The sequence below is a fragment of the Pseudomonas sp. PDM27 genome (genome assembly GCF_019219205.1).
GTDB lineage: Bacteria > Pseudomonadota > Gammaproteobacteria > Pseudomonadales > Pseudomonadaceae > Aquipseudomonas > Aquipseudomonas laurylsulfatiphila.
Genome location: NZ_JAHUWF010000013.1, coordinates 183,286 through 202,103 on the forward strand (window position 1 = coordinate 183,286; position 18,818 = coordinate 202,103).

Below are 18,818 nucleotides of genomic sequence, written 5' to 3' on the forward strand. Positions count from 1 at the left end.
TTGAAGATCAAAAGATCGCAGCCTTCGGCAGCTCCTGTAGGAGCTGCCGAAGGCTGCGATCTTTTGCTTTTGGTTTTTTTAGCCGCGGCACTCAACGAGGCTTTTCAACTGCCCCGACCCCGTCTGGTTCTCATCACTCAACCACTTCTCAAACCCGGCCCCAATCGCCGGCCATTCCGAATCCAGAATCGAGTACCACGCCGTATCGCGGTTCTGCCCCTTGACCACCATGTGCTGGCGAAACACACCCTCAAAACTGAAACCCAAGCGTTCGGCCGCATATTTGGAGCGGGCGTTGGCGTTGTTGCATTTCCATTCCAGGCGACGGTAGCCGAGGGCGAAGGATTCCTTGGCCAGCAGGTATACCGCCTCGGTGCTTTTCGGTGAGCGCTGCATCGGCGCGCCGAAGGTGACGTGGCCGATTTCGATGCGGCCCTGGGCCGGGACGATGGACATCAGGCTGAGGATGCCCTGGACCTCGCCGCTGGCGCGATCGATCACGCTGAAGAAGTACGGGTCGCTATTGGCCGCGTGGTTGTTCAGCCAGTCGTTGAAGGCGCTGCGCTCCGGGAAGGGGCCGTATGGCAGATAGTCCCAAAGCTTCGGGTCGGCGCCCGGGCCTTGCAGCGCTTTGAACAGGTCGTCGCCGTGGCGCGCCGGGTCGAGTTTTTCCAGGCGGATGAAGCGTCCTTCGATCAGTTGCGTCGTGGGGGCCGGGACGCCTTTCCAGTTGGCGAGTGAAGTCGACATGTTGTTCTCCTTGAACCTTAAATGGCTTTGCGAAACTGGATGAAACCGGGGCGTTCTGCAATGCGCTCGTAGAGCTGGATCGCGGTGGCGTTGGTTTCGTGGGTCAGCCAGTGCACCTTGTTACAGCCATCGGCCTTGGCCGTGGCGTAGACGAACTCGATCAGTTGCCGGCCGACGCCAGTGCCTCGGGTTTCCGGAACCACCAGCAAGTCTTGCAGGTAGCAGGCGTTTTCGATGGCCCAGTTCGAACGATGGTAGATGAAATGCACCATGCCCACGGCTTTGTTGTCAGCCCAGGCGAGGGCGGCGTGGGTCGGTTCGTTCGGGTCGAGCATGCGCTGCCAGGTGCTGTGAGTGACGGCCTCCGGCAATTCGGTATTGTAGAAGCGCAGGTAGGCCTGCCAAAGCGGCAGCCACGCCGCGTGATCACCGGCGGTGACTTGGCGAATGTCGATTTGACTCATGGTGATTTCCTTAGCGCATCAATTGGGCGAGGGTCTGGTCGTTGACGTCGGGGCTGGCGGCCAGGCCTTCGCGTACGCCGGCGATGTCGGCGGGGCTGCGGTTCTGGCTGAGCTTGCGCTTGCCTTCCAGACGGTCGATGGGAATGGCGAAACCGACGATGGCCTTGAGCATGCCGTCGATGTAATCGGCGGGGGCATCGGCCACGGACCACGGTTGGGCGCGGCCCGCTTCATGACGGTCGGTGAGGGTGCTGACGATGTCGAGCAGCCGCCCGCCATCGCTAAAGGTTTCGGCTCGGCCATAGGCGTGTACGGCGACGTAGTTCCAGGTTGGCACGACTTTGCCGTGTTCGGCCTTGCTCGGGTAGAAGCCGGGGCTGACGTAGGCGTCGGCACCGGCAAAAATCAGCAGGGCTTCGGCACCGTCGCGCAGGTCTTTCCACTGTGGATTGGCTTTGGCCAGATGCCCGTACAACGTGCCGTTCAAGCCTTGTTCGCAATGCAGCAGCACCGGCACATGACTGGCTTGCAGGCCGCTTTCGCCGTGGGTCACCAATATGGCGAGACGGGTGGCGAGGATCAGTTCATGCAGTTGGGACAACTCGTCGATGGCAAAAGCGCGTGGCGTGTACATGGAGATATTTTCCTTGGCGAATGTCTTCATCCTAGGCAGGCTATTGGTCTGTTGTAAGAGCCATTAATGACCAATTTCATGGGTCCATTGTCATGACGGATGCGCCGCTTTCCCTGTCGTTCAACCCGGCCGGTATCGAACTCGACCGTCGCCAGGGGTTGAGTCGTCAGCTCTATCAGGCCTTGCGCCTGCGCGTCCTCGACGGACGATTGGCCAGTGGAACGCGTCTGCCGGCCAGTCGTGACCTGGCCGCAGCGCTGGCTATTTCCCGCAACAGCGTGGTGCGTGCCTACGATCAGTTGTACGCCGAAGGTTTCATTGAGGGGCGAGTCGGGGACGGCACTTATGTCGCGCAACTGCCTCAGGCGGCGTTGCCGGCAAAAAAACTATCCACAAAAGTATCCACAGGCTTTTCAACAGGGTTATCAACAGCCTTATCCACAAATTGGCTCGATTTACCTGTGGATCCATCCAGCAAAGTTATCCACAACGATCCGTTGGCCCGGGTGAAGAACAACCATTTACCCAGTCCGCCGAGCGGTCCGCCACGGGCATTTCGGGTCGGTGTTCCGGCGTTCGATCTGTTTCCATTCGAGGTCTGGGCCAAGCTGAATGCGGCTTTCTGGCGCAAACCGGATTTGCAGCAGCTGTGCTACGGCGACCCGGCTGGCGATGTGCGCTTGCGCGGGATGATTGCTGCGTATTTGCGCAGTTCCCGTGGCATGCAGTGCACGGCTGAACAAATTGTGATCACCAGTGGCGCGCAGCAGGGGATCAGCCTTTGTGCACAGCTGCTGGTGGAGCCCGGTGACGGGGTGGCTATTGAAAATCCCGGGTATCGGGCGGCCGGTCATGCGTTCGCCGTGGCAGGTGCGAAGTTGCATGGGGTGGCGGTGGATGGCGAGGGCATCGACTGCGCTGAACTGGCGCAGCTGCGCGATTGCCGTTTGACCTACGTCACCCCGTCCCATCAGTACCCGACCGGGGTGGTGATGAGCCTGGCTCGCCGTCTGGAGCTGCTGGCCTGGGCCGAACGCACCCAGGGCTGGATCGTCGAGGATGACTACGACGGCGAGTACCGCTACAGCGGTGCGCCGCTGGCGCCTTTGGCGGCACTGGATCGGCAAGGCCGGGTGCTCTACGTCGGCACGTTCGGAAAAGTGGCGTTTCCGGCGTTGCGTCTGGGTTACCTGGTGCTGCCGACGGGGCTGGTGCAGGCCTTTGCCCAACGCCGTGCCGTGGACGTACGTCATTCCGAGGTCAGTACCCAGGCGGTGATGGCCGAGTTCATGGCGGCCGGGCATTTCCAGCGGCATATCCGCCGCATGCGCCGTGCGGCGTTGAGTCGCCGTAATGCATTGCTCAATGGCTGGCCGGCGGAGATTCCCGGCGTCGGACCATTACCCACCGTCGCCGCCGGGCTGCACATGACCGTACCGGTCGAGAGCGTGGCGCGTGAACGTGAATTGATCGAGTTGGCGCAAAGTGTCGATGTCGAGATCAACGGCTTGAGCAGCTATTGGTTGCCCGACTCCACGACACCGATGGATCAGCGAGCGGGGCTGGTGCTGGGTTTCGCCGCCGTGCCCGAAACAGCGATTGAGTCAGCGCTGGAGCGGTTGCGGGCGGTGTGGTGTGCCGGCTGAAGCGCGGGCAAAAAAAGACCTGCGTAAACGCAGGTCTTGAGGATGACGGGAACGACGTGGTTGTCAGGTACCGGACTTGATCTTGGTCCAGGCCCGGGTCCGCGCACGTTCGGCATCGCGCGGCAACGGTTGCAGGGTGTAGAGCGTGCTCATTGCCGTGTCGGTCGGGTACAGGTTCGGGTTGTTGCGGATCGCCGGGTCGACCAGTTCCGTGGCGTCCTTGTTCGGGTTCGGGTAGCCGACGAAGTCACTGACCGGCGCAATCACCTGGGGTTGCAGCAGGTAGTTGATGAAGGTGTAGGCGTCTTCCGGATTCTTCGCGCCCTTGGGTATTGCGAGCATATCGAACCAGATCGGCGCGCCTTCCTTCGGCAAGCGCATGTCGACGATCACACCGTTCTTGGCTTCCTTGGCGCGGTTGGCGGCTTGCGAGAAGCTGCCGGAATAACCGACCGCGACGCAGATGTCACCGTTGGCGATATCGGCCATGTACTTCGATGAGTGGAAGTAGGTGATGTACGGGCGGATCTTCATCAGCAGCGCTTCAGCCTTGTCGTAGTCCGCCGGCTTTTTGCTGTTGGGGTCGAGGCCGAGGTGTTGCAGGGCCAGCGGCAAGATCTCCGAGGGCGAGTCGAGCAGGGCGACGCCGCACTGCTTGAGCTTGCTGATGTTCTCTTCCTTGAAGATCAGGTCCCAGCTGTCCACTGGCGCGTTGTCGCCGAGCACGGCCTTGACCTTGTCCGGGTTGAAGCCGATCAGGATGGTCCCGTACATGTAAGGCACGGCGAATTTGTTGCCCGGGTCGTTGGCTTCGATCAGCTTCATCAGCTTGGGATCGAGGTGGTTCCAGTTCGGCAACTTGCTGCGGTCCAGTGGCTGGAACACGCCGGCTTCGATCTGCTTGGCGAGGAACACGTTGGACGGCACCACCACGTCGTAGCCGGAGTTGCCGGTCAGCAACTTGGCTTCCAGTGCTTCGTTGGTGTCGAAAATGTCGTAGACCAGCTTGGTCTGGCTGTTCTGGGCCTTGAAGTCTTCCAGGGCCTTGGGGGTGATGTAGTCGAACCAGTTGTAGACACGCAACGTTCGTTCTTCAGCATGGGCAACGCCACTGAGCACCAGGGCGCCCAGTGCTGGAACGATCAAACGCTTGAGTCTTGTCATTGTTCTAATCCTCATTGGGCGTTTTCGAAACCTTCGAGAACGTTCACGGCGTTGATGCCGATTTCTTCTACCGCGTAGCCGCCTTCCATCACGAACAGCGTCGGTTTGCCGAGAGCCGCAATGCGCTTGCCCATGGCCAGGTAATCCGGGCTGTCGAGTTTGAATTGCGAAATGGGGTCGTCCTTGAACGTGTCGACTCCCAGGGAGACCACGACGATGTCGGCGCCGTAGCTTTCGATCTCTTTACAGGCCTGTTCCAGCGCCGCGCTCCAGGTGTCCCAGCCCGAACCCGCGGCCAGAGGATAGTTGAAGTTGAAGCCCTCGCCGGGGCCTTCGCCCAATTCGTCTTCATAGCCGAGGAAGAACGGAAATTCGGCTTCCGGGTGGCCATGGATCGAGGTGAACAGCACGTCGCTGCGTTCGTAGAAGATCGACTGCGTGCCGTTGCCGTGGTGGTAGTCGACGTCGAGGATCGCGACCTTCTTGTGGCCCTGATCAAGGAAAGCCTGGGCGGCGATGGCCGCGTTGTTCAAGTAGCAATAACCCCCCATCAAATCGCTGGCGGCGTGGTGTCCCGGTGGACGGCACAGGGCGAAGGCCGAACGGGCGCCGCGCTGGATTTCCGCTTGGGCGGTGAGGGCGACTTGCGCTGCGCTGTACGCCGCTTGCCAGGTGCCGGCGGTGATCGGGGCGCCGCCATCGAAGCTGTAGTAACCGAGTTCGCCGTGCAGGCTGGCGGGTTTTATCCGGCGCAGGGTGCGGGCCGGCCAGGTGTAGGGCAGCAAGTCACCGTCGGTATTGAACTCGGTCCAGCGTGCCCAGGCGCCTTTGAAGAAGTCGAGGTAGTCGCGGCTGTGAATGCGTTCGATCGGTCCGAGGCCGAAATCCTTCGGCGCTTCGACAGGGCCGAGATTTTGATTTTGCACCCGTGCCAGCACGTGATCGGCACGTGAAGGCATTTCGAAGCAGGGCTTGAGTTGCCCGTCTATCAATTCACAACGGCCGTGGTGCAGGTGGTGATCGTTCGAGTAGATCGTCAGCATTTTGTTGTTCTCCGCAGGCTGATTCGGTTGAACACAGTCTTGCGGTGCAAACAGTTTAGGAGAACGGCAGGAAAGGCCAAAAGGGGATCGATATGGCCAAAACATTTGACCGAAATTCGCCCCTTTGAAGATCAAAAGATCGCAGCCTTCGGCAGCTCCTACAAAGGCTGCGATCAAGGCCGGAACTGGCTCGGCGCCACACCGCTCCAGCGCACGAACGCATGGCGAAAACTCGCGGTCTCGCTGAAGCCCAGCGCCTCGGCAATCTGGTAGATCGGCAATTGATCCTCACACAGCATTTGCTTGGCCTGCTCGAAGCGCAGTTCGTCGAGCAATTCCTGATAGCTGCAGCCCATGTCCTTGAGATGCCGACGCAAGGTTCGCGCCGAGCAATTCATCTGCTCGGCCAGGCCCTCCAGCCCCGGCGCTGCATTCAATTGCGCGCTGAGCAATTGGCGGATCCGTCCGAGCCATGCCTGACGCCCGGTGAACTCGATGTTCTGTTTGCGGCAGCGCTCGGCCATGGCTTGATGGGTGATGACATCGGCCAGCGGCAATGGCTGGTCGAGCCAGCGCTTGTCGAAGGCGAAGGCATTGTTGCGCGCGCCGAAATCCAGCGGGCAGTTGAAATGTTCGGCGTAGCTCGGTTCGTAGTCGGGTGCGGCATGTTCGAAGCGCGCTCCGAGCAAGGGCAGGGGATGGCCAAGCAGGTCGTCGCAGGTGACTTTCAGCGATACGAGGCAGAACTCGGCGTTGAATACCGCCATGGCCGGGCTCTCGCGGTAATCGGCGGCGGCGAACCAGATGCGCTCGCCGTCGTCCTCCAGGCTCAGCTCGAAAAGTGTTCCCAGCAGCGCCGGATAGCGTATCGCCAGCCGCAATGCGTCACCGAAGGTGGCACTGGTGAGCAGTGCGTAACCGAGCATGCCGTAGCAGGAAACGTGCATCCGTCGACCCAGTTCCAGGCCGATGTCGCGCTTGAGGGCAACGGCGTTGGCACAGACCTGCATCTCTTGATTGGTGGTGATGCGCGTGTCGGCCCGGTTCAGATCCGCCGCACTGATGCCGCTGCCGGCCAGCAGCGCTTCGCTGGACAGGCCTTGTGCCTTGAAGGCATCGAGTACCAGGGAGACCGCATTGAGGGTGGTGAGGTGGGAGTGGAGCATAAGGACTTCCAGCCTTGGGGATGGCTGGAAGGCAGCAAGTTACATGCCGGGTGAAGGACCTGTGGGAGCGAGCCTGCTCGCGATGACGGCGGGTCAGTCACATCAATGTGAATGGAAGACCGATATCGCGAGCAGGCTCGCTCCCACAGGGAGGACGAGGTGTCAGCTCAACTCGCCGCAAAGGTCGAGTTCGACAAGCCGACGGACTTCGTCCGTTTCAAGCCCTGCGCCCAGCAGTGCATGCAACTTGCCGAACGCCGCTTCACGGGTCATGCCGCCACCGGACAGCACACCGACACCGCGCAAGCGACTGCCTGCCTCATAGACGTCCAGCTCAACCCCGCCTTCGTGGCATTGCGTCACCGCCACCACTACCACGCCGTTATCCCGAGCACGGCCGAGGCTGGCGAGGAAATCCGGGTTGTCGCTCGGCCCGGTGCCGCTGCCGTAGCACTCCAGCACCAGACCTTGAATGCCGCTGTCGAGCAGGCCATCGAGGATCTCGGCAGCGATGCCAGGGAACAGCGGCAACACGGCAACCTTCGCCAGTTGTTTTGCCTGGTTGTAGTTCAACGCTGTTGGCAGTGAAGAGGCTTTCACACCACCGCCCTGACGCTCCAGCCGCTTGAACGGATGACGGCCAAAACTGCGGACCTTGGCGCAACGGGTCGGGTCCAGCAGTTCGCCGTGGAAGTACAGATGCACACCCGGCGCGAGGCCTTGACCCAGTGCAACCAGCGCGCCGCCGAGGTTCTCCCAGGCGTCGCTGTCGGCGACGCCGGCCGGCAGCATGGAGCCGGTAAAACACACGCGGGCCTGCAGGCCGAGCAACTGGAAGCTCATGGCGGCGGCACTGTAGGCCAGCGTGTCGGTGCCGTGCAGGATCAGCACGCTGTCGCAGCCCTGAACATCCACCGCATCGACCACCGCTTCACGCAACTGCTGCCAGTACGTCGGGGTCATGTTGGCGCTGTCGATCAGCGGCGACATCTCGCGAAAACGCCACTGCGGCACGACAAGTTCGGGCTGGCTGTGCAGGTATTCGCGCATCCGCGCTTCAAAACCGGACGCTGGTGCCAGGCCGTGGGCGCTGGCCTGCATGCCGATGGTGCCACCGGTGTAGAGCACCATGACGTGCTGGGCGGCAGGGTAGGTCGACGAATTCATGGAGGTGCTCCGAGAACGGTGAGTTCCTGTGGGAGCGAGCCTGCTCGCGAAAGCGGTGTGTCAGTCGACATCAATTTCGAATGTCAGTCCGCATTCGCGAGCAGGCTCGCTCCCACAAGGGATTGTGCACTTTAACCGATCAGCGTTGCGCTGCGGTCACGCCTTGCGGCTCAGCCTGATACTGAACGGCGGCTGGCGGGTTGGCCGGCCATGCCTGGCGATCCAGATCCAGGTCCGGGAACTTCGCGGAATCGAACACCGGGGTCTTGATGCCGGCGGCGCGCTGGTCATCGTAGTCACGCAGGATGCGCATGCCGACCTTGAACAGCAGGAACAGCGCGATCAGGTTGACGAACGCGAGCATGGTCATGGTGATGTCGGCGAAGGCAAATACGGTACCGAGGTTTTCGATGGCGCCCCAGAAGATCAGCACCAGTACCAGCGCGCGATAGCCCATCAGCGCCTTGCGGTTTTCACCGATCAGAAAACGCAGGTTGCTCTCGCCCAGGTAGTAGTTGTAGAGGATCGAGGTGAACACGAACAACGCCAGGGCCACGGAGATGAACATCCGCCCCCAGTCACCGACCACGGCGGCCAGGGAGTTCTGGGTCAGGGCAATGCCGTCGCCTTCGAAGCCTGGGGTGTAGAAGCCCGAAAGCAGGATCAGCAATGCGGTGCAGGTGCAGATCACGAAGGTATCGAGGAACACGCTGAACGCTTGAACCACGCCTTGCGCCACCGGGTGCTCGACCGCCGCCACCGCCGCCACGTTCGGCGCGCTGCCCAGGCCTGCTTCGTTGGCGAACACGCCACGTTTCACGCCCATGACGATAGCGCTGCCGATCAGGCCGCCGAAGGCCTGGTCCAGACCGAAGGCGCTCTTGGCGATGGTCATCAGCATGCCCGGCACCTGGTCGAACTGCAGCACGATCACGTAGATGGTCACGCCGATATACACCAGGGTTTTCACCGGTACCAACAGGTCGGCAACCTTGGCGATGCGCTTGATCCCGCCGATGAATACCAGGCCCAGCAGCACGGCCAGACCGATGCCGGTGTAAGTGGTGTCGAGGCCGAACGCGTTGTTCAGCGAGTGCGTCACGGCGTGGGCTTGCAGGCCGTTGAAGGCGAAGCCGAACGTCACCAGCAACAGGAACGCCATGAGCATGCCCAGCCAGCGTTTCTGCAGACCGTGCTGGATGTAGTAGGACGGGCCGCCCCGGAAGGTGCCGTCGGAGTCAGTGCGTTTGTACAGCTGACCGAGGGAGCATTCGAAGAAGCTGCTGGACATGCCGACCAGTGCGGTCACCCACATCCAGAACACCGCGCCAGGCCCACCGAGTGTCACGGCGATGCCGACCCCGGCAATGTTGCCCGCACCGACGCGGCCGGCGAGGCTGAGCATCAGGGCCTGGAACGAACTGAGTTGCCCGGCGCTGCTTTTGAGGCTGTCGCGGAACACCGCGAACATGTGGAAGAAGTGACGCAGTTGAACGAAACGCGAGCGGATCGTGAAGTAGCTACCGAGCCCGACAATGAGCACGATCAGTACTTTCCCTGAGAGGAAGTCGTTAATGACTTCGAGCATGGATTATTCCTCGCTGTTTTTTGTGTTGGCAAATGCTTGCCGGGCAGACACATCGAGTTACACCGGTGGGCGCACGGCACAACGGGCGGTTCGAAGTTCGTCCCGGTTTCATATCGCGGGTTTGTTATTAGTTCGGGTTTCGCATGGGTTGTGGTCTCGCTACCGACGACCGCTCACGCGAAGAGGGGCGGCACTATACCGATGCTTTCCTGTGGGAGCGAGCTTGCTCGCGATGGCGGTTGCTCATTCAGCCTATGTGTCGACTGACTGGACGCAATCGCTAGCAAGCTCGCTCCCACAGGTTTTGCTGTTGCTGCGGTTAAAAAAAAGGGCCTGGAGAATGATCTCCAAGCCCTCAAAAGGTGAGAGGTGTCTAGTCCCTCGACCTGGTGAGCGGTGCTACAGGTAACGCGTCGGGTTAGGCCTTCAGGGGCACCAGACGCGGAGCAATCATGTTTTCCGGGCGCAGGATGTCGGCGAGCATGGCTTCGTCGAGCAGACCTTCTTCGCGCACCAGTTCCAGCACGCCGCGGCCGCTTTCGAGGGCGATACGGGCGATGCGGGTGGCGTTTTTGTAGCCGATGTACGGGTTCAGTGCGGTAACCAGACCGATCGAGTGTTCGACCAGTTCACGGCAGCGGGCTTCGTTGGCGGTGATACCGACGATGCAGTGCTCGCGCAGCATGTCCATGGCGCGTTGCAGCAGGCGGATCGAATCGAGGATCTTGAAAGCGATCAGCGGTTCCATCACGTTCAGTTGCAGCTGGCCGCCTTCGGCCGCCATGGTCAGCGCCAGATCGTTACCGATGACCTGGAAGGCCACCTGGTTAACGGCTTCCGGAATAACCGGGTTGACCTTGCCTGGCATGATCGAGCTGCCTGGCTGACGCGCTGGCAGGTTGATTTCGTTGATGCCGGTGCGTGGGCCGCTGGACAGCAGGCGCAGGTCGTTGCAGATCTTCGACAGCTTGACCGCAGTACGCTTGAGCATGCCGGAGAACAGCACGAAGGCGCCCATGTCGGAGGTCGCTTCGATCAGGTCGGCTGCCGGAACCAGCGGCTGACCGCTGATCAGGGCCAGGCGCTGTACAGCCAAGGCCTGATAGCGCGGGTCGGCGTTGATGCCGGTGCCGATCGCGGTGCCGCCCAGGTTCACTTCAGTCAGCAGTTCCGGGGCCAGCGTCTTCAGACGGGCCAGGTCTTCGCCCATGGTGGTGGCGAACGCACGGAACTCTTGACCCAGGGTCATCGGCACGGCGTCTTGCAGCTGGGTACGACCCATCTTCAGGACGTGGTTGAATTCTTCACCCTTGGCCGCGAACGCCTGAATCAGGCTGTCGAGGCTGGCGAGCAGGGCGTCGTGACCGAGCAACAGACCCAGGCGGATCGCCGTCGGGTAGGCGTCGTTGGTCGACTGCGCCATGTTCACGTCGTCGTTCGGGTGCAGGTACTGGTATTCGCCTTTCTGGTGACCCATGGCCTCCAGCGCGATGTTGGCGATCACTTCGTTGGCATTCATGTTGGTCGAAGTGCCAGCGCCGCCTTGAATCATGTCCACCACGAACTCTTCGTGGAAGTCGCCGCGGATCAGACGTGCACAGGCTTCGCTGATGGCAGCGTGCTTGGCTTCGCTCAGGTGACCCAGCTCACGGTTGGCGTCAGCAGCGGCCTGTTTGACCATGGCCAGACCGACAACCAGTTTCGGGTAGTGCGAAATCGGAACGCCCGAAAGGCGGAAGTTGTTCACCGCTCGCAGGGTCTGGATACCGTAATACGCTTGAGCCGGTACTTCGAGGGCGCCAAGCAGGTCATTTTCTGTGCGGAATGATGCAGCGGAGGACATGATAGAAATCATCTCAATATGGACCCGGGCTGTGCCGGAACGCTGTGAATGCTAGGCTTGTGCAGAATTTTGGGCCAATGCTGTTAAACACTAGCCTATGCACATTCGGCATAATGCCCGTGTGACGCCGGCTTGACGGCGAGCGTGTGACCTAAATTGGTGCGTGTCCGGGAGGACGTGATGAATCTGGAAAGCAAATGGCTGGAGGACTTTAGTGCCCTGGCTGCCACCCGCAGCTTCTCCCAGGCAGCCGAACGGCGCTTCGTGACGCAACCGGCGTTCAGCCGGCGAATCCGCAGCCTGGAGGCGGCGCTGGGGCTGACCCTGGTCAACCGCTCGCGCACGCCGATCGAACTGACGGCGGCGGGACAATTGTTTCTGGTCACGGCACGCACCGTGGTCGAGCAGCTCGGCGAAGTATTGCGCCATCTGCATCACCTGGAAGGCGGGCAGGGCGAAGTGATGCAGGTAGCGGCCGCACACTCCCTGGCGCTCGGTTTCTTTCCGCGGTGGATTGCGCAGTTGCGCAACGAAGGCTTGAACATCGCCACGCGACTGGTGGCGACCAACGTCGGCGACGCGGTGCATGCCTTGCGCGAAGGCGGTTGCGATCTGATGCTGGCCTTCTACGATCCGGACGCTGCGATGCAGATGGACCCGGAAATCTTCCCTTCCCTGCACCTTGGCCACACCGAAATGCTGCCGGTCTGCGCGGCGGACGCCGACGGCAAACCGCTGTTCGATCTGGAGGGCGAGGCCAGCGTACCGCTGCTGGCGTATAGCGCCGGGGCATTTCTCGGCCGCTCGGTGAACATGCTGCTGCGCCAACGGGCACTGCGCTTCACCACGATCTACGAAACCGCCATGGCCGACAGCCTGAAAAGCATGGCCCTGGAAGGCCTGGGCATTGCCTGGGTGCCGCAGCTCAGCGTGCGCGCGGAACTGGCGCGCGGTGAACTGGTGGTCTGCGGCGGCCCGCAATGGCATGTGCCGTTGGAGATTCGTCTGTATCGCTGCGCACTGGTACGCAAGGCCAACGTGCGGTTGTTGTGGCGCAAGTTGGAAGGCGGTGCGGCACAGGGCACGACGGGTTCCTGAATACCATGAAACCCCAATGTGGGAGCGGGCTTGCTCGCGAAGAGGCCGGTACATTCAACATCGATGTTGATTGATCCACCGCTTTCGCGAGCAAGCCCGCTCCCACAGGAAATTCGAGGTGTATTCCATTGACCTTCAAGTCAATAAAATCGGGGCTTTGCGGCAGATGACAGATGGTCGCAACAGGGGCTGTTTATTGGCTTCATTGAGGTATACTGCGCGGCCTTCGGCCGGTTACGACTGGCCATAATTCGTACAATCAAGCCACGCATCCTGCGTGGCTTGTTGTTTTTTGATGCGCCTGCGGGCGCCCAGAGAGAAGAGGCACGACGATGAGTGCACTGGTTGGCGTGATCATGGGCTCCAAGTCCGATTGGTCCACCCTTAGCCACACCGCCGATATGCTGGAAAAGCTCGGCATCCCTTACGAGGTGAAAGTGGTTTCTGCCCACCGCACCCCGGACCTGCTGTTCCAGTACGCCGAAGAGGCCGAAGCACGGGGCATCGAGGTGATCATCGCCGGTGCCGGTGGCGCGGCCCACTTGCCAGGCATGTGTGCAGCCAAGACCCACTTGCCGGTGCTGGGCGTACCCGTTCAGTCCGCCATGCTGTCGGGCGTTGATTCGCTGCTGTCCATTGTGCAGATGCCAGCAGGCATTCCGGTTGCCACCCTGGCCATCGGCAAGGCGGGTGCGATCAACGCAGCGCTGCTGTCGGCGAGTATCCTTGGCGCCAAGCACCCGCAGTTCCATGCGGTGCTGAAAACCTTCCGTGCTGAGCAGACAGACAGCGTCCTGGAAAATCCAGACCCACGCATCGCCTGAGGTTGTTGACGATGAAGATCGGTGTAATCGGTGGCGGCCAGTTGGGTCGCATGTTGGCGTTGGCGGGCACTCCGCTGGGCATGAACTTCGCTTTTCTGGACCCGGCGCCGGATGCTTGCGCAGCCGCGTTGGGCGAACACCTGCGAGCCGACTACGGCGATCAGGATCACCTGCGCCAGCTGGCCGATGAAGTCGATCTGGTGACCTTCGAGTTCGAAAGCGTTCCGGCGGAAACCGTCGCGTTCCTCTCGCAATTCGTCCCGGTCTACCCGAGCGCCGAAGCCTTGCGCATCGCCCGTGACCGCTGGTTCGAGAAGAGCATGTTCAAGGACCTGGGGATTCCTACCCCGGCGTTCGCTGACATCCAGTCCCAGGCCGACCTGGACGCCGCCGTGGCCTCCATCGGCCTGCCGGCGGTGCTCAAGACCCGTACCCTGGGTTACGACGGCAAGGGCCAGAAAGTCCTGCGTACCCCTGAAGATGTAGTCGGCACCTTCGCCGAGCTGGGTAGCGTGGCCTGCCTGCTGGAAGGCTTCGTGCCGTTCACCGGTGAAGTCTCGCTGATCGCCGTGCGTGCCCGCGACGGTGAAACCCGCTTCTACCCGTTGGTGCACAACACCCACGAAAGCGGCATCCTCAAGCTGTCCGTGGCCAGCACCGATCACCCGTTGCAAGCCCTGGCCGAAGACTACTCCAGCCGTGTGCTCAAGCAGCTGGATTACGTCGGCGTGATGGCGTTCGAGTTCTTCGAAGTCGACGGTGGTCTCAAGGCCAACGAAATCGCCCCGCGCGTGCACAACTCCGGGCACTGGACCACCGAAGGCGCCGAGTGCAGCCAGTTCGAAAACCACCTGCGGGCCGTTGCCGGTCTGCCGTTGGGTTCGACGGCCAAGGTCGGCGAAAGCGCGATGCTCAACTTCATCGGCACAGTGCCAGAGACCGAGAAGGTCCTGACCATCGCTGACTGCCATCTGCATCACTATGGCAAGGCGTTCAAGGTCGGCCGCAAGGTCGGTCACGCGAACCTGCGTTGTGCAGACCGCGAGACGCTGGCGGCCCAGATTCTCAAGGTTCAAGCACTGATCGCCGAATAGTTTTCTCTGGCAATGGCGGAACCTTCGGGTTGCGCCGTTCTCTCATGGCAGGTTGCGAAAGTCTGACTAGGCTTTCGGATAGCTACTTCATTGAGAGGAGAATGCCATGGGAATTATCGGAACCATCTTTATCGGCCTGATCGTCGGTCTGCTGGCCCGGTTCCTGAAACCGGGCGATGACAGCATGGGCTGGATCTTGACGATCCTGCTCGGTATCGGCGGTTCGCTGGCGGCCACCTATGGCGGTCAGGCCCTGGGTATCTATCAGGCAGGCCAAGGTGCAGGCTTCATCGGGGCGCTGGTGGGCGCCGTTGTATTGCTGGTGATCTACGGACTGATCAAAAAGAACTGATCCAGGCGACAAAGCCCTCTCCGCCAAGCCGGTCGGGAGGGCTAGAATGTTCGGCGTTTCCTGTTCTTCCCATTGCCGAGCACCTTCATGCGCCGTCTTTTGCTGACTCTTGTTTTACTGGGTACGGGTCTTGCCCATGCCGGCGAACTGCCGGAGACCGACTGGCTCGAACTGATGCCCAAGTCGGACCAGAAGGCCCTCGAGGCCATGCCCGAAATCGACCACGACTCCCCTGAAGCCAATGGCACCTTCACCGACAAAGGCGGGATGAAGCAGGCCAAAGGCTTGCCGGCGGTGATGTACTCGACCAGGACCGTTGCGTCGATGAACGACAGAAACATCCGCCTTGGCGGTTATCCAGTGCCGCTGGAGTCCGACGCCAAGGGCCGCAGTACGTTGTTCTTCCTCGTGCCGTACCCGGGTGCCTGCATTCATGTGCCGCCACCGCCACCCAATCAACTGGTGCTGGTGCGTTATCCCAAGGGCTTGAAGCTGGATGATATCTACACGCCGCTGTGGGTCACCGGCACGCTGAAGATCGAGAAGGTCAGCAATGACCTGGCGGATGCGGCTTATGCGCTGGATGCGCAGAAGGTGAGGGTGGTGGAAGAGTCGGATTTGTAAGGACAGCACCAAACCAATGTGGGAGCGAGCTTGCTCGCGATGAGGCCATAACATTCAACTTAGAGGTTGCCTGTTACTCCGCCATCGCGAGCAAGCTCGCTCCCACAGTGATTTATGGTGTTAGAGAGATTTGCTGCCTACGCTCACGCCCAAGGTGTGACTGGCCCCAGGCACCAGGCTCACCACATCACCCATCACGTTCGCCGTCTCGATGCACAGCATGCGCTGCCAGCCGTCGTCGGCCATGTCGCTGAACGCAGCGGCGCGGTCGATCCACGGGTTCCAGATCACCGCCGTACGCGATCCGCTGCTGGTCAGTACGATGCGCCGTTCCCAGGCTGGATCGACGATGCTCAACTGTGGCGGGGCGTCGAGGTAGATGCGGTCGGTCTCGCCGGTAAAATGCAGATCACCGGTCTGGGTGACGGTTTTCCAGTTGTCCAGGGTTTCGATATAGTTGAGGCCGTCCACACCTTCGACGTGCACCTCGCGCACATCGCTGACGGCAAAGTAACTGTGCAGCGCCTGGCTGATGCTGACGGTATCAGTGCCCCGGTTGTGGCTGGTCAACTGGATGTGCAATTGCTCGTCGAGGCGAATGGTCAGGGTCAAGTCCACCTGGTGCGGCCAGCCGGGAAAGCCGCCTTCGGGGTAGGGCAGGAGGAATTCGACCTTCAGGCTTTCGCCTTCGGCTTCGATGCCACCCAGTTCCCAATCCATCGCTCGCACGAAGCCGTGAGCCGACGGCGCGTCATTGCTGACACGCATCGCCTTGACACTTTGCGGGTTGCGGTCGAAGACACCGAACCACGGCCAGCACACCGGCACGCCGGCACGGATGCTCTTGCCGGTCTTGAAGACGGCCTCGTCGTTGAGCCAGATCAGCGGCGGCTGGCCGGCCAGCTGATAGCTGAGGATGTGCGCACCTTGCTGGGCCACCAGTAATTCGGCCTGACCGTGGCGGATGCGCCAGCAGTTCAGTTCATCCAGTTTTACGGCTTCAACATTGGGCGTGCTCATGGGACAGCTCTCGATCAGTAACGTGGACGACTATCGACCGCAAAACGGCTTCCAGGTTTAGAAACTCTTTATCGAGCCCTGGGCGGAACCGAGCGGGTACGACCGCTGCCGTCGATGGCAACGAACACAAACACCGCTTCGGTTACTTTACGCCACTCGCTGGACAGTGGATCGTCGCTCCAGACCTCGACCATCATCTTGATCGAGCTGCGGCCGATTTCCAGGGCCTGGGTATAAAAGGAAAGCTGAGCGCCCACCGCCACCGGAACCAGAAATGCCATGCGGTCGATTGCAACGGTGGCAACGCGTCCGCCGGCGACCTTGCTGGCCATCGCAGTGCCTGCCAAATCCATCTGCGCCACCAGCCAGCCGCCGAAAATGTCGCCAAAGCCGTTGGTTTCGCGAGGGAGTGCGGTGATTTGCAGGGCCAGGTCGCCTTGCGGGATCGGATCTTCTTGTTCGAGCTCTATCATGCCGGGGGTGCCTCTGACCCGTGACTCTTCGTTGGTATCGCTGGTGGTAGCCGTCTTCGGGAAAAACGATTCAGCACCGAACATACTACGTTCGTCACGTTTTCCATAAGGCGCCTAAAGGGAAACTCTGCGAAATCGCCTATGAACCTGAGAGGCGTTTTCGCACAGCAACCCCTTAAAAACCGGAGCAAGGCTGCGAGTATATCGGTCGGTAGACTCCGCGACGACCGTCCGGTTCTCATTTTGACCGTCAAAAACGCACCTCTATGTGCTTTTTCGAACAATTTGCTATCGTGCCGGACCTGCCCAGGCCTCAACCAGCGTTGTTGAGGTTGCAGATCCGACTATAAGAGAAGCCCTTGCCATGACCACAGCGCCCTCGAGCATCGCGCAGCCAGAACAACCCGCACGTCCGCTGACTCGCAGCGACTACAAGACTTTATCGCTGTCTGCCCTGGGTGGCGCGCTGGAGTTCTACGACTTCATCATCTTCGTGTTCTTCGCCACGGTGGTGGGCAAGCTGTTCTTCCCGGCGGACATGCCTGAGTGGCTACGCTTGATGCAGACCTTCGGCATCTTCGCCGCCGGCTACCTGGCACGGCCGCTGGGCGGCATCGTGATGGCGCATTTCGGCGACCTGCTGGGCCGCAAGAAAATGTTCACCCTGAGCATTTTCATGATGGCCGTGCCGACCCTGATCATGGGCTTGTTGCCGACCTATGCGCAGATCGGCATGTGGGCACCGATCCTGTTGCTGCTGATGCGGGTGATCCAGGGCGCGGCCATTGGCGGTGAGGTGCCGGGGGCGTGGGTCTTCGTTTCCGAACACGTGCCGCAGCGTCATATCGGCTATGCCTGTGGCACCCTGACCAGCGGTCTGACGGCGGGCATCCTGCTCGGCTCGCTGGTCGCCACGGCGATCAACAGCCTCTATACCCCGGCGGAAGTGTCGGATTACGCCTGGCGGATCCCGTTCCTGCTGGGCGGCGTGTTTGGACTGTTCTCGGTATACCTGCGTCGCTGGCTGCACGAAACCCCGGTGTTCGCCGAGCTGCAACAGCGCAAGGCCCTGGCCGAAGAGGTGCCGCTGCGCGCGGTGCTGCGTGACCATCGTGGCGCCATCGCCATTTCGATGCTGCTGACCTGGCTGCTGTCGGCCGCCATCGTGGTGTTGATCCTGATGACCCCGACTGTGTTGCAGACGGTCTATCACTTCTCGCCAACCACGTCCTTGCAGGCGAACAGTCTGGCGATCGTGTTCCTGAGCTTTGGCTGCATCATCGCCGGCGCGCTGGCGGATCGCTTCGGTGCAGGGCGAGTCTTCGTCCTTGGCTGCGCTGCGTTGCTGGCGAGCTCCTGGACCTTCTATCACAGCCTGGCTGACCATCCCGACTGGCTGTTTCCGATGTACGCGGTGACCGGTCTGCTGGTCGGCACCATCGGTGCGGTGCCCTACGTGATGGTCAAGGCGTTCCCGCCAGTGGTGCGTTTCAGCGGCCTGTCGTTCTCCTATAACGTGGCCTACGCCATTTTCGGTGGTCTGACGCCGATGATTGTCAGTCTGCTGCTCAAGGAAAGCCCGATGGGGCCGGCCTACTACGTGGCGGTGCTGTGCGGGGTCGGGATTCTGGTGGGGGCGTATCTCTGGAAGAAAGGGCGTTGATCGACCTTTTGTATCGACTGTACTGACGCCTTCGCGAGCAAGCCCGCTCCCACATTGGTTCTGTGTTCGCCGCAGATCCCCCTGTGGGAGCGGGCTTGCTCGGGTAGAAACCGGAGACATCCTTTACGTTTTAAACCGGAGACATCGTTTACAGGTATGAAATACGGTCAGGAGGTGCCTGACCATGCCCTGGAATCGAGAGTCC

The 18,818-nt window shown here is 61.1% G+C and carries 18 protein-coding genes; 7 read left to right on the forward strand and 11 right to left on the reverse strand.

The window, feature by feature from the left end; genetic code table 11:
* Positions 1-78: 78 nt before the first annotated feature.
* From KW838_RS24240 to KW838_RS24250, 3 genes are read right to left on the reverse strand one after another with little or no spacing between them, the layout of a single operon-like run.
* Positions 79-750, reverse strand: coding sequence for a GNAT family N-acetyltransferase (locus KW838_RS24240; RefSeq protein ID WP_015097409.1), 672 nt, complete (start codon positions 748-750; stop codon positions 79-81).
* A 17-nt stretch (positions 751-767) separates the two neighbouring features.
* Positions 768-1,214 (reverse strand): GNAT family N-acetyltransferase, encoded by a 447-nt coding sequence (locus KW838_RS24245; protein WP_218503793.1) that lies wholly within the window; start codon positions 1,212-1,214, stop codon positions 768-770.
* A 10-nt stretch (positions 1,215-1,224) separates the two neighbouring features.
* Positions 1,225-1,848, reverse strand: a complete 624-nt coding sequence (locus KW838_RS24250) for an FMN-binding negative transcriptional regulator (protein ID WP_007971713.1) — start codon at positions 1,846-1,848, stop codon at positions 1,225-1,227.
* A 92-nt stretch (positions 1,849-1,940) separates the two neighbouring features.
* Here KW838_RS24250 and KW838_RS24255 point away from each other — a divergent pair, with 92 nt between their 5' ends.
* Positions 1,941-3,494 carry a PLP-dependent aminotransferase family protein gene (locus tag KW838_RS24255; protein ID WP_218503794.1) on the forward strand — a complete coding sequence of 518 codons (1,554 nt, stop codon included), beginning with the start codon at positions 1,941-1,943 and terminating at the stop codon, positions 3,492-3,494.
* A gap of 63 nt (positions 3,495-3,557) precedes the next feature.
* Here the strand turns inward: KW838_RS24255 and KW838_RS24260 are convergent, their stop codons facing one another.
* The 6 genes from KW838_RS24260 to aspA all read right to left on the reverse strand — a co-directional run bounded on the left by KW838_RS24260 (position 3,558) and on the right by aspA (position 11,465).
* Entirely contained in the window at positions 3,558-4,658 is a 1,101-nt protein-coding gene (locus KW838_RS24260) for a polyamine ABC transporter substrate-binding protein (protein WP_102701928.1), read from the reverse strand.
* Positions 4,659-4,669: 11 nt separating this feature from the next.
* Positions 4,670-5,701, reverse strand: coding sequence for a histone deacetylase family protein (locus tag KW838_RS24265; RefSeq protein WP_218503795.1), 1,032 nt, complete (start codon positions 5,699-5,701; stop codon positions 4,670-4,672).
* A 173-nt stretch (positions 5,702-5,874) separates the two neighbouring features.
* Positions 5,875-6,867 (reverse strand): AraC family transcriptional regulator, encoded by a 993-nt coding sequence (locus tag KW838_RS24270; RefSeq protein ID WP_102701926.1) that lies wholly within the window; start codon positions 6,865-6,867, stop codon positions 5,875-5,877.
* Between the two features lie 162 nt (positions 6,868-7,029).
* Entirely contained in the window at positions 7,030-8,034 is a 1,005-nt protein-coding gene (locus KW838_RS24275) for an asparaginase (RefSeq protein WP_218503796.1), read from the reverse strand.
* A gap of 139 nt (positions 8,035-8,173) precedes the next feature.
* Positions 8,174-9,622 (reverse strand): sodium:alanine symporter family protein, encoded by a 1,449-nt coding sequence (locus tag KW838_RS24280; RefSeq protein WP_218503797.1) that lies wholly within the window; start codon positions 9,620-9,622, stop codon positions 8,174-8,176.
* A 418-nt stretch (positions 9,623-10,040) separates the two neighbouring features.
* Positions 10,041-11,465: an aspartate ammonia-lyase gene (gene aspA / locus KW838_RS24285; protein ID WP_003229645.1), complete on the reverse strand. Its 1,425-nt coding sequence runs from the start codon at positions 11,463-11,465 to the stop codon at positions 10,041-10,043.
* 180 nt (positions 11,466-11,645) lie between these two features.
* Between aspA and KW838_RS24290 the strand changes: the two genes are divergently transcribed.
* The 5 genes from KW838_RS24290 (at position 11,646) to KW838_RS24310 (ending at position 15,457) form a co-directional block, all read left to right on the forward strand.
* Positions 11,646-12,563 (forward strand): LysR substrate-binding domain-containing protein, encoded by a 918-nt coding sequence (locus KW838_RS24290; protein ID WP_102673733.1) that lies wholly within the window; start codon positions 11,646-11,648, stop codon positions 12,561-12,563.
* 332 nt (positions 12,564-12,895) lie between these two features.
* On the forward strand, positions 12,896-13,387 hold the full coding sequence (gene purE / locus KW838_RS24295; RefSeq protein ID WP_007971731.1) for a 5-(carboxyamino)imidazole ribonucleotide mutase: 492 nt from the start codon (positions 12,896-12,898) through the stop codon (positions 13,385-13,387).
* An 11-nt stretch (positions 13,388-13,398) separates the two neighbouring features.
* The gene (locus KW838_RS24300; protein WP_102700126.1) at positions 13,399-14,481 is read left to right on the forward strand and encodes a 5-(carboxyamino)imidazole ribonucleotide synthase; all 1,083 of its coding nucleotides are present in this window, start codon (positions 13,399-13,401) and stop codon (positions 14,479-14,481) included.
* A 106-nt stretch (positions 14,482-14,587) separates the two neighbouring features.
* Positions 14,588-14,833, forward strand: coding sequence for a GlsB/YeaQ/YmgE family stress response membrane protein (locus tag KW838_RS24305; RefSeq protein ID WP_104450305.1), 246 nt, complete (start codon positions 14,588-14,590; stop codon positions 14,831-14,833).
* Positions 14,834-14,920: 87 nt separating this feature from the next.
* A complete protein-coding gene (locus KW838_RS24310; protein WP_218503798.1) occupies positions 14,921-15,457 on the forward strand; it encodes a DUF3299 domain-containing protein in 537 nt (178 codons plus the stop codon).
* 120 nt (positions 15,458-15,577) lie between these two features.
* Here the strand turns inward: KW838_RS24310 and KW838_RS24315 are convergent, their stop codons facing one another.
* A complete protein-coding gene (locus KW838_RS24315; RefSeq protein WP_102700125.1) occupies positions 15,578-16,477 on the reverse strand; it encodes a D-hexose-6-phosphate mutarotase in 900 nt (299 codons plus the stop codon).
* A gap of 68 nt (positions 16,478-16,545) precedes the next feature.
* The gene (locus KW838_RS24320; protein WP_007942704.1) at positions 16,546-16,950 is read right to left on the reverse strand and encodes an acyl-CoA thioesterase; all 405 of its coding nucleotides are present in this window, start codon (positions 16,948-16,950) and stop codon (positions 16,546-16,548) included.
* Between the two features lie 364 nt (positions 16,951-17,314).
* Between KW838_RS24320 and KW838_RS24325 the strand changes: the two genes are divergently transcribed.
* Positions 17,315-18,613 carry an MFS transporter gene (locus KW838_RS24325; RefSeq protein WP_102700124.1) on the forward strand — a complete coding sequence of 433 codons (1,299 nt, stop codon included), beginning with the start codon at positions 17,315-17,317 and terminating at the stop codon, positions 18,611-18,613.
* Positions 18,614-18,818 lie beyond the last annotated feature (205 nt).

Coding starts and splice junctions, on each gene's coding strand:
- KW838_RS24240 (WP_015097409.1), bottom strand. CDS start 750: ATGTCGACTTCACTCGCCAACTGGAAAGGCGTCCCGGCCCCCACGACG.
- KW838_RS24245 (WP_218503793.1), bottom strand. CDS start 1,214: ATGAGTCAAATCGACATTCGCCAAGTCACCGCCGGTGATCACGCGGCG.
- KW838_RS24250 (WP_007971713.1), bottom strand. CDS start 1,848: ATGTACACGCCACGCGCTTTTGCCATCGACGAGTTGTCCCAACTGCAT.
- KW838_RS24255 (WP_218503794.1), top strand. CDS start 1,941: ATGACGGATGCGCCGCTTTCCCTGTCGTTCAACCCGGCCGGTATCGAA.
- KW838_RS24260 (WP_102701928.1), bottom strand. CDS start 4,658: ATGACAAGACTCAAGCGTTTGATCGTTCCAGCACTGGGCGCCCTGGTG.
- KW838_RS24265 (WP_218503795.1), bottom strand. CDS start 5,701: ATGCTGACGATCTACTCGAACGATCACCACCTGCACCACGGCCGTTGT.
- KW838_RS24270 (WP_102701926.1), bottom strand. CDS start 6,867: ATGCTCCACTCCCACCTCACCACCCTCAATGCGGTCTCCCTGGTACTC.
- KW838_RS24275 (WP_218503796.1), bottom strand. CDS start 8,034: ATGAATTCGTCGACCTACCCTGCCGCCCAGCACGTCATGGTGCTCTAC.
- KW838_RS24280 (WP_218503797.1), bottom strand. CDS start 9,622: ATGCTCGAAGTCATTAACGACTTCCTCTCAGGGAAAGTACTGATCGTG.
- aspA (WP_003229645.1), bottom strand. CDS start 11,465: ATGTCCTCCGCTGCATCATTCCGCACAGAAAATGACCTGCTTGGCGCC.
- KW838_RS24290 (WP_102673733.1), top strand. CDS start 11,646: ATGAATCTGGAAAGCAAATGGCTGGAGGACTTTAGTGCCCTGGCTGCC.
- purE (WP_007971731.1), top strand. CDS start 12,896: ATGAGTGCACTGGTTGGCGTGATCATGGGCTCCAAGTCCGATTGGTCC.
- KW838_RS24300 (WP_102700126.1), top strand. CDS start 13,399: ATGAAGATCGGTGTAATCGGTGGCGGCCAGTTGGGTCGCATGTTGGCG.
- KW838_RS24305 (WP_104450305.1), top strand. CDS start 14,588: ATGGGAATTATCGGAACCATCTTTATCGGCCTGATCGTCGGTCTGCTG.
- KW838_RS24310 (WP_218503798.1), top strand. CDS start 14,921: ATGCGCCGTCTTTTGCTGACTCTTGTTTTACTGGGTACGGGTCTTGCC.
- KW838_RS24315 (WP_102700125.1), bottom strand. CDS start 16,477: ATGAGCACGCCCAATGTTGAAGCCGTAAAACTGGATGAACTGAACTGC.
- KW838_RS24320 (WP_007942704.1), bottom strand. CDS start 16,950: ATGATAGAGCTCGAACAAGAAGATCCGATCCCGCAAGGCGACCTGGCC.
- KW838_RS24325 (WP_102700124.1), top strand. CDS start 17,315: ATGACCACAGCGCCCTCGAGCATCGCGCAGCCAGAACAACCCGCACGT.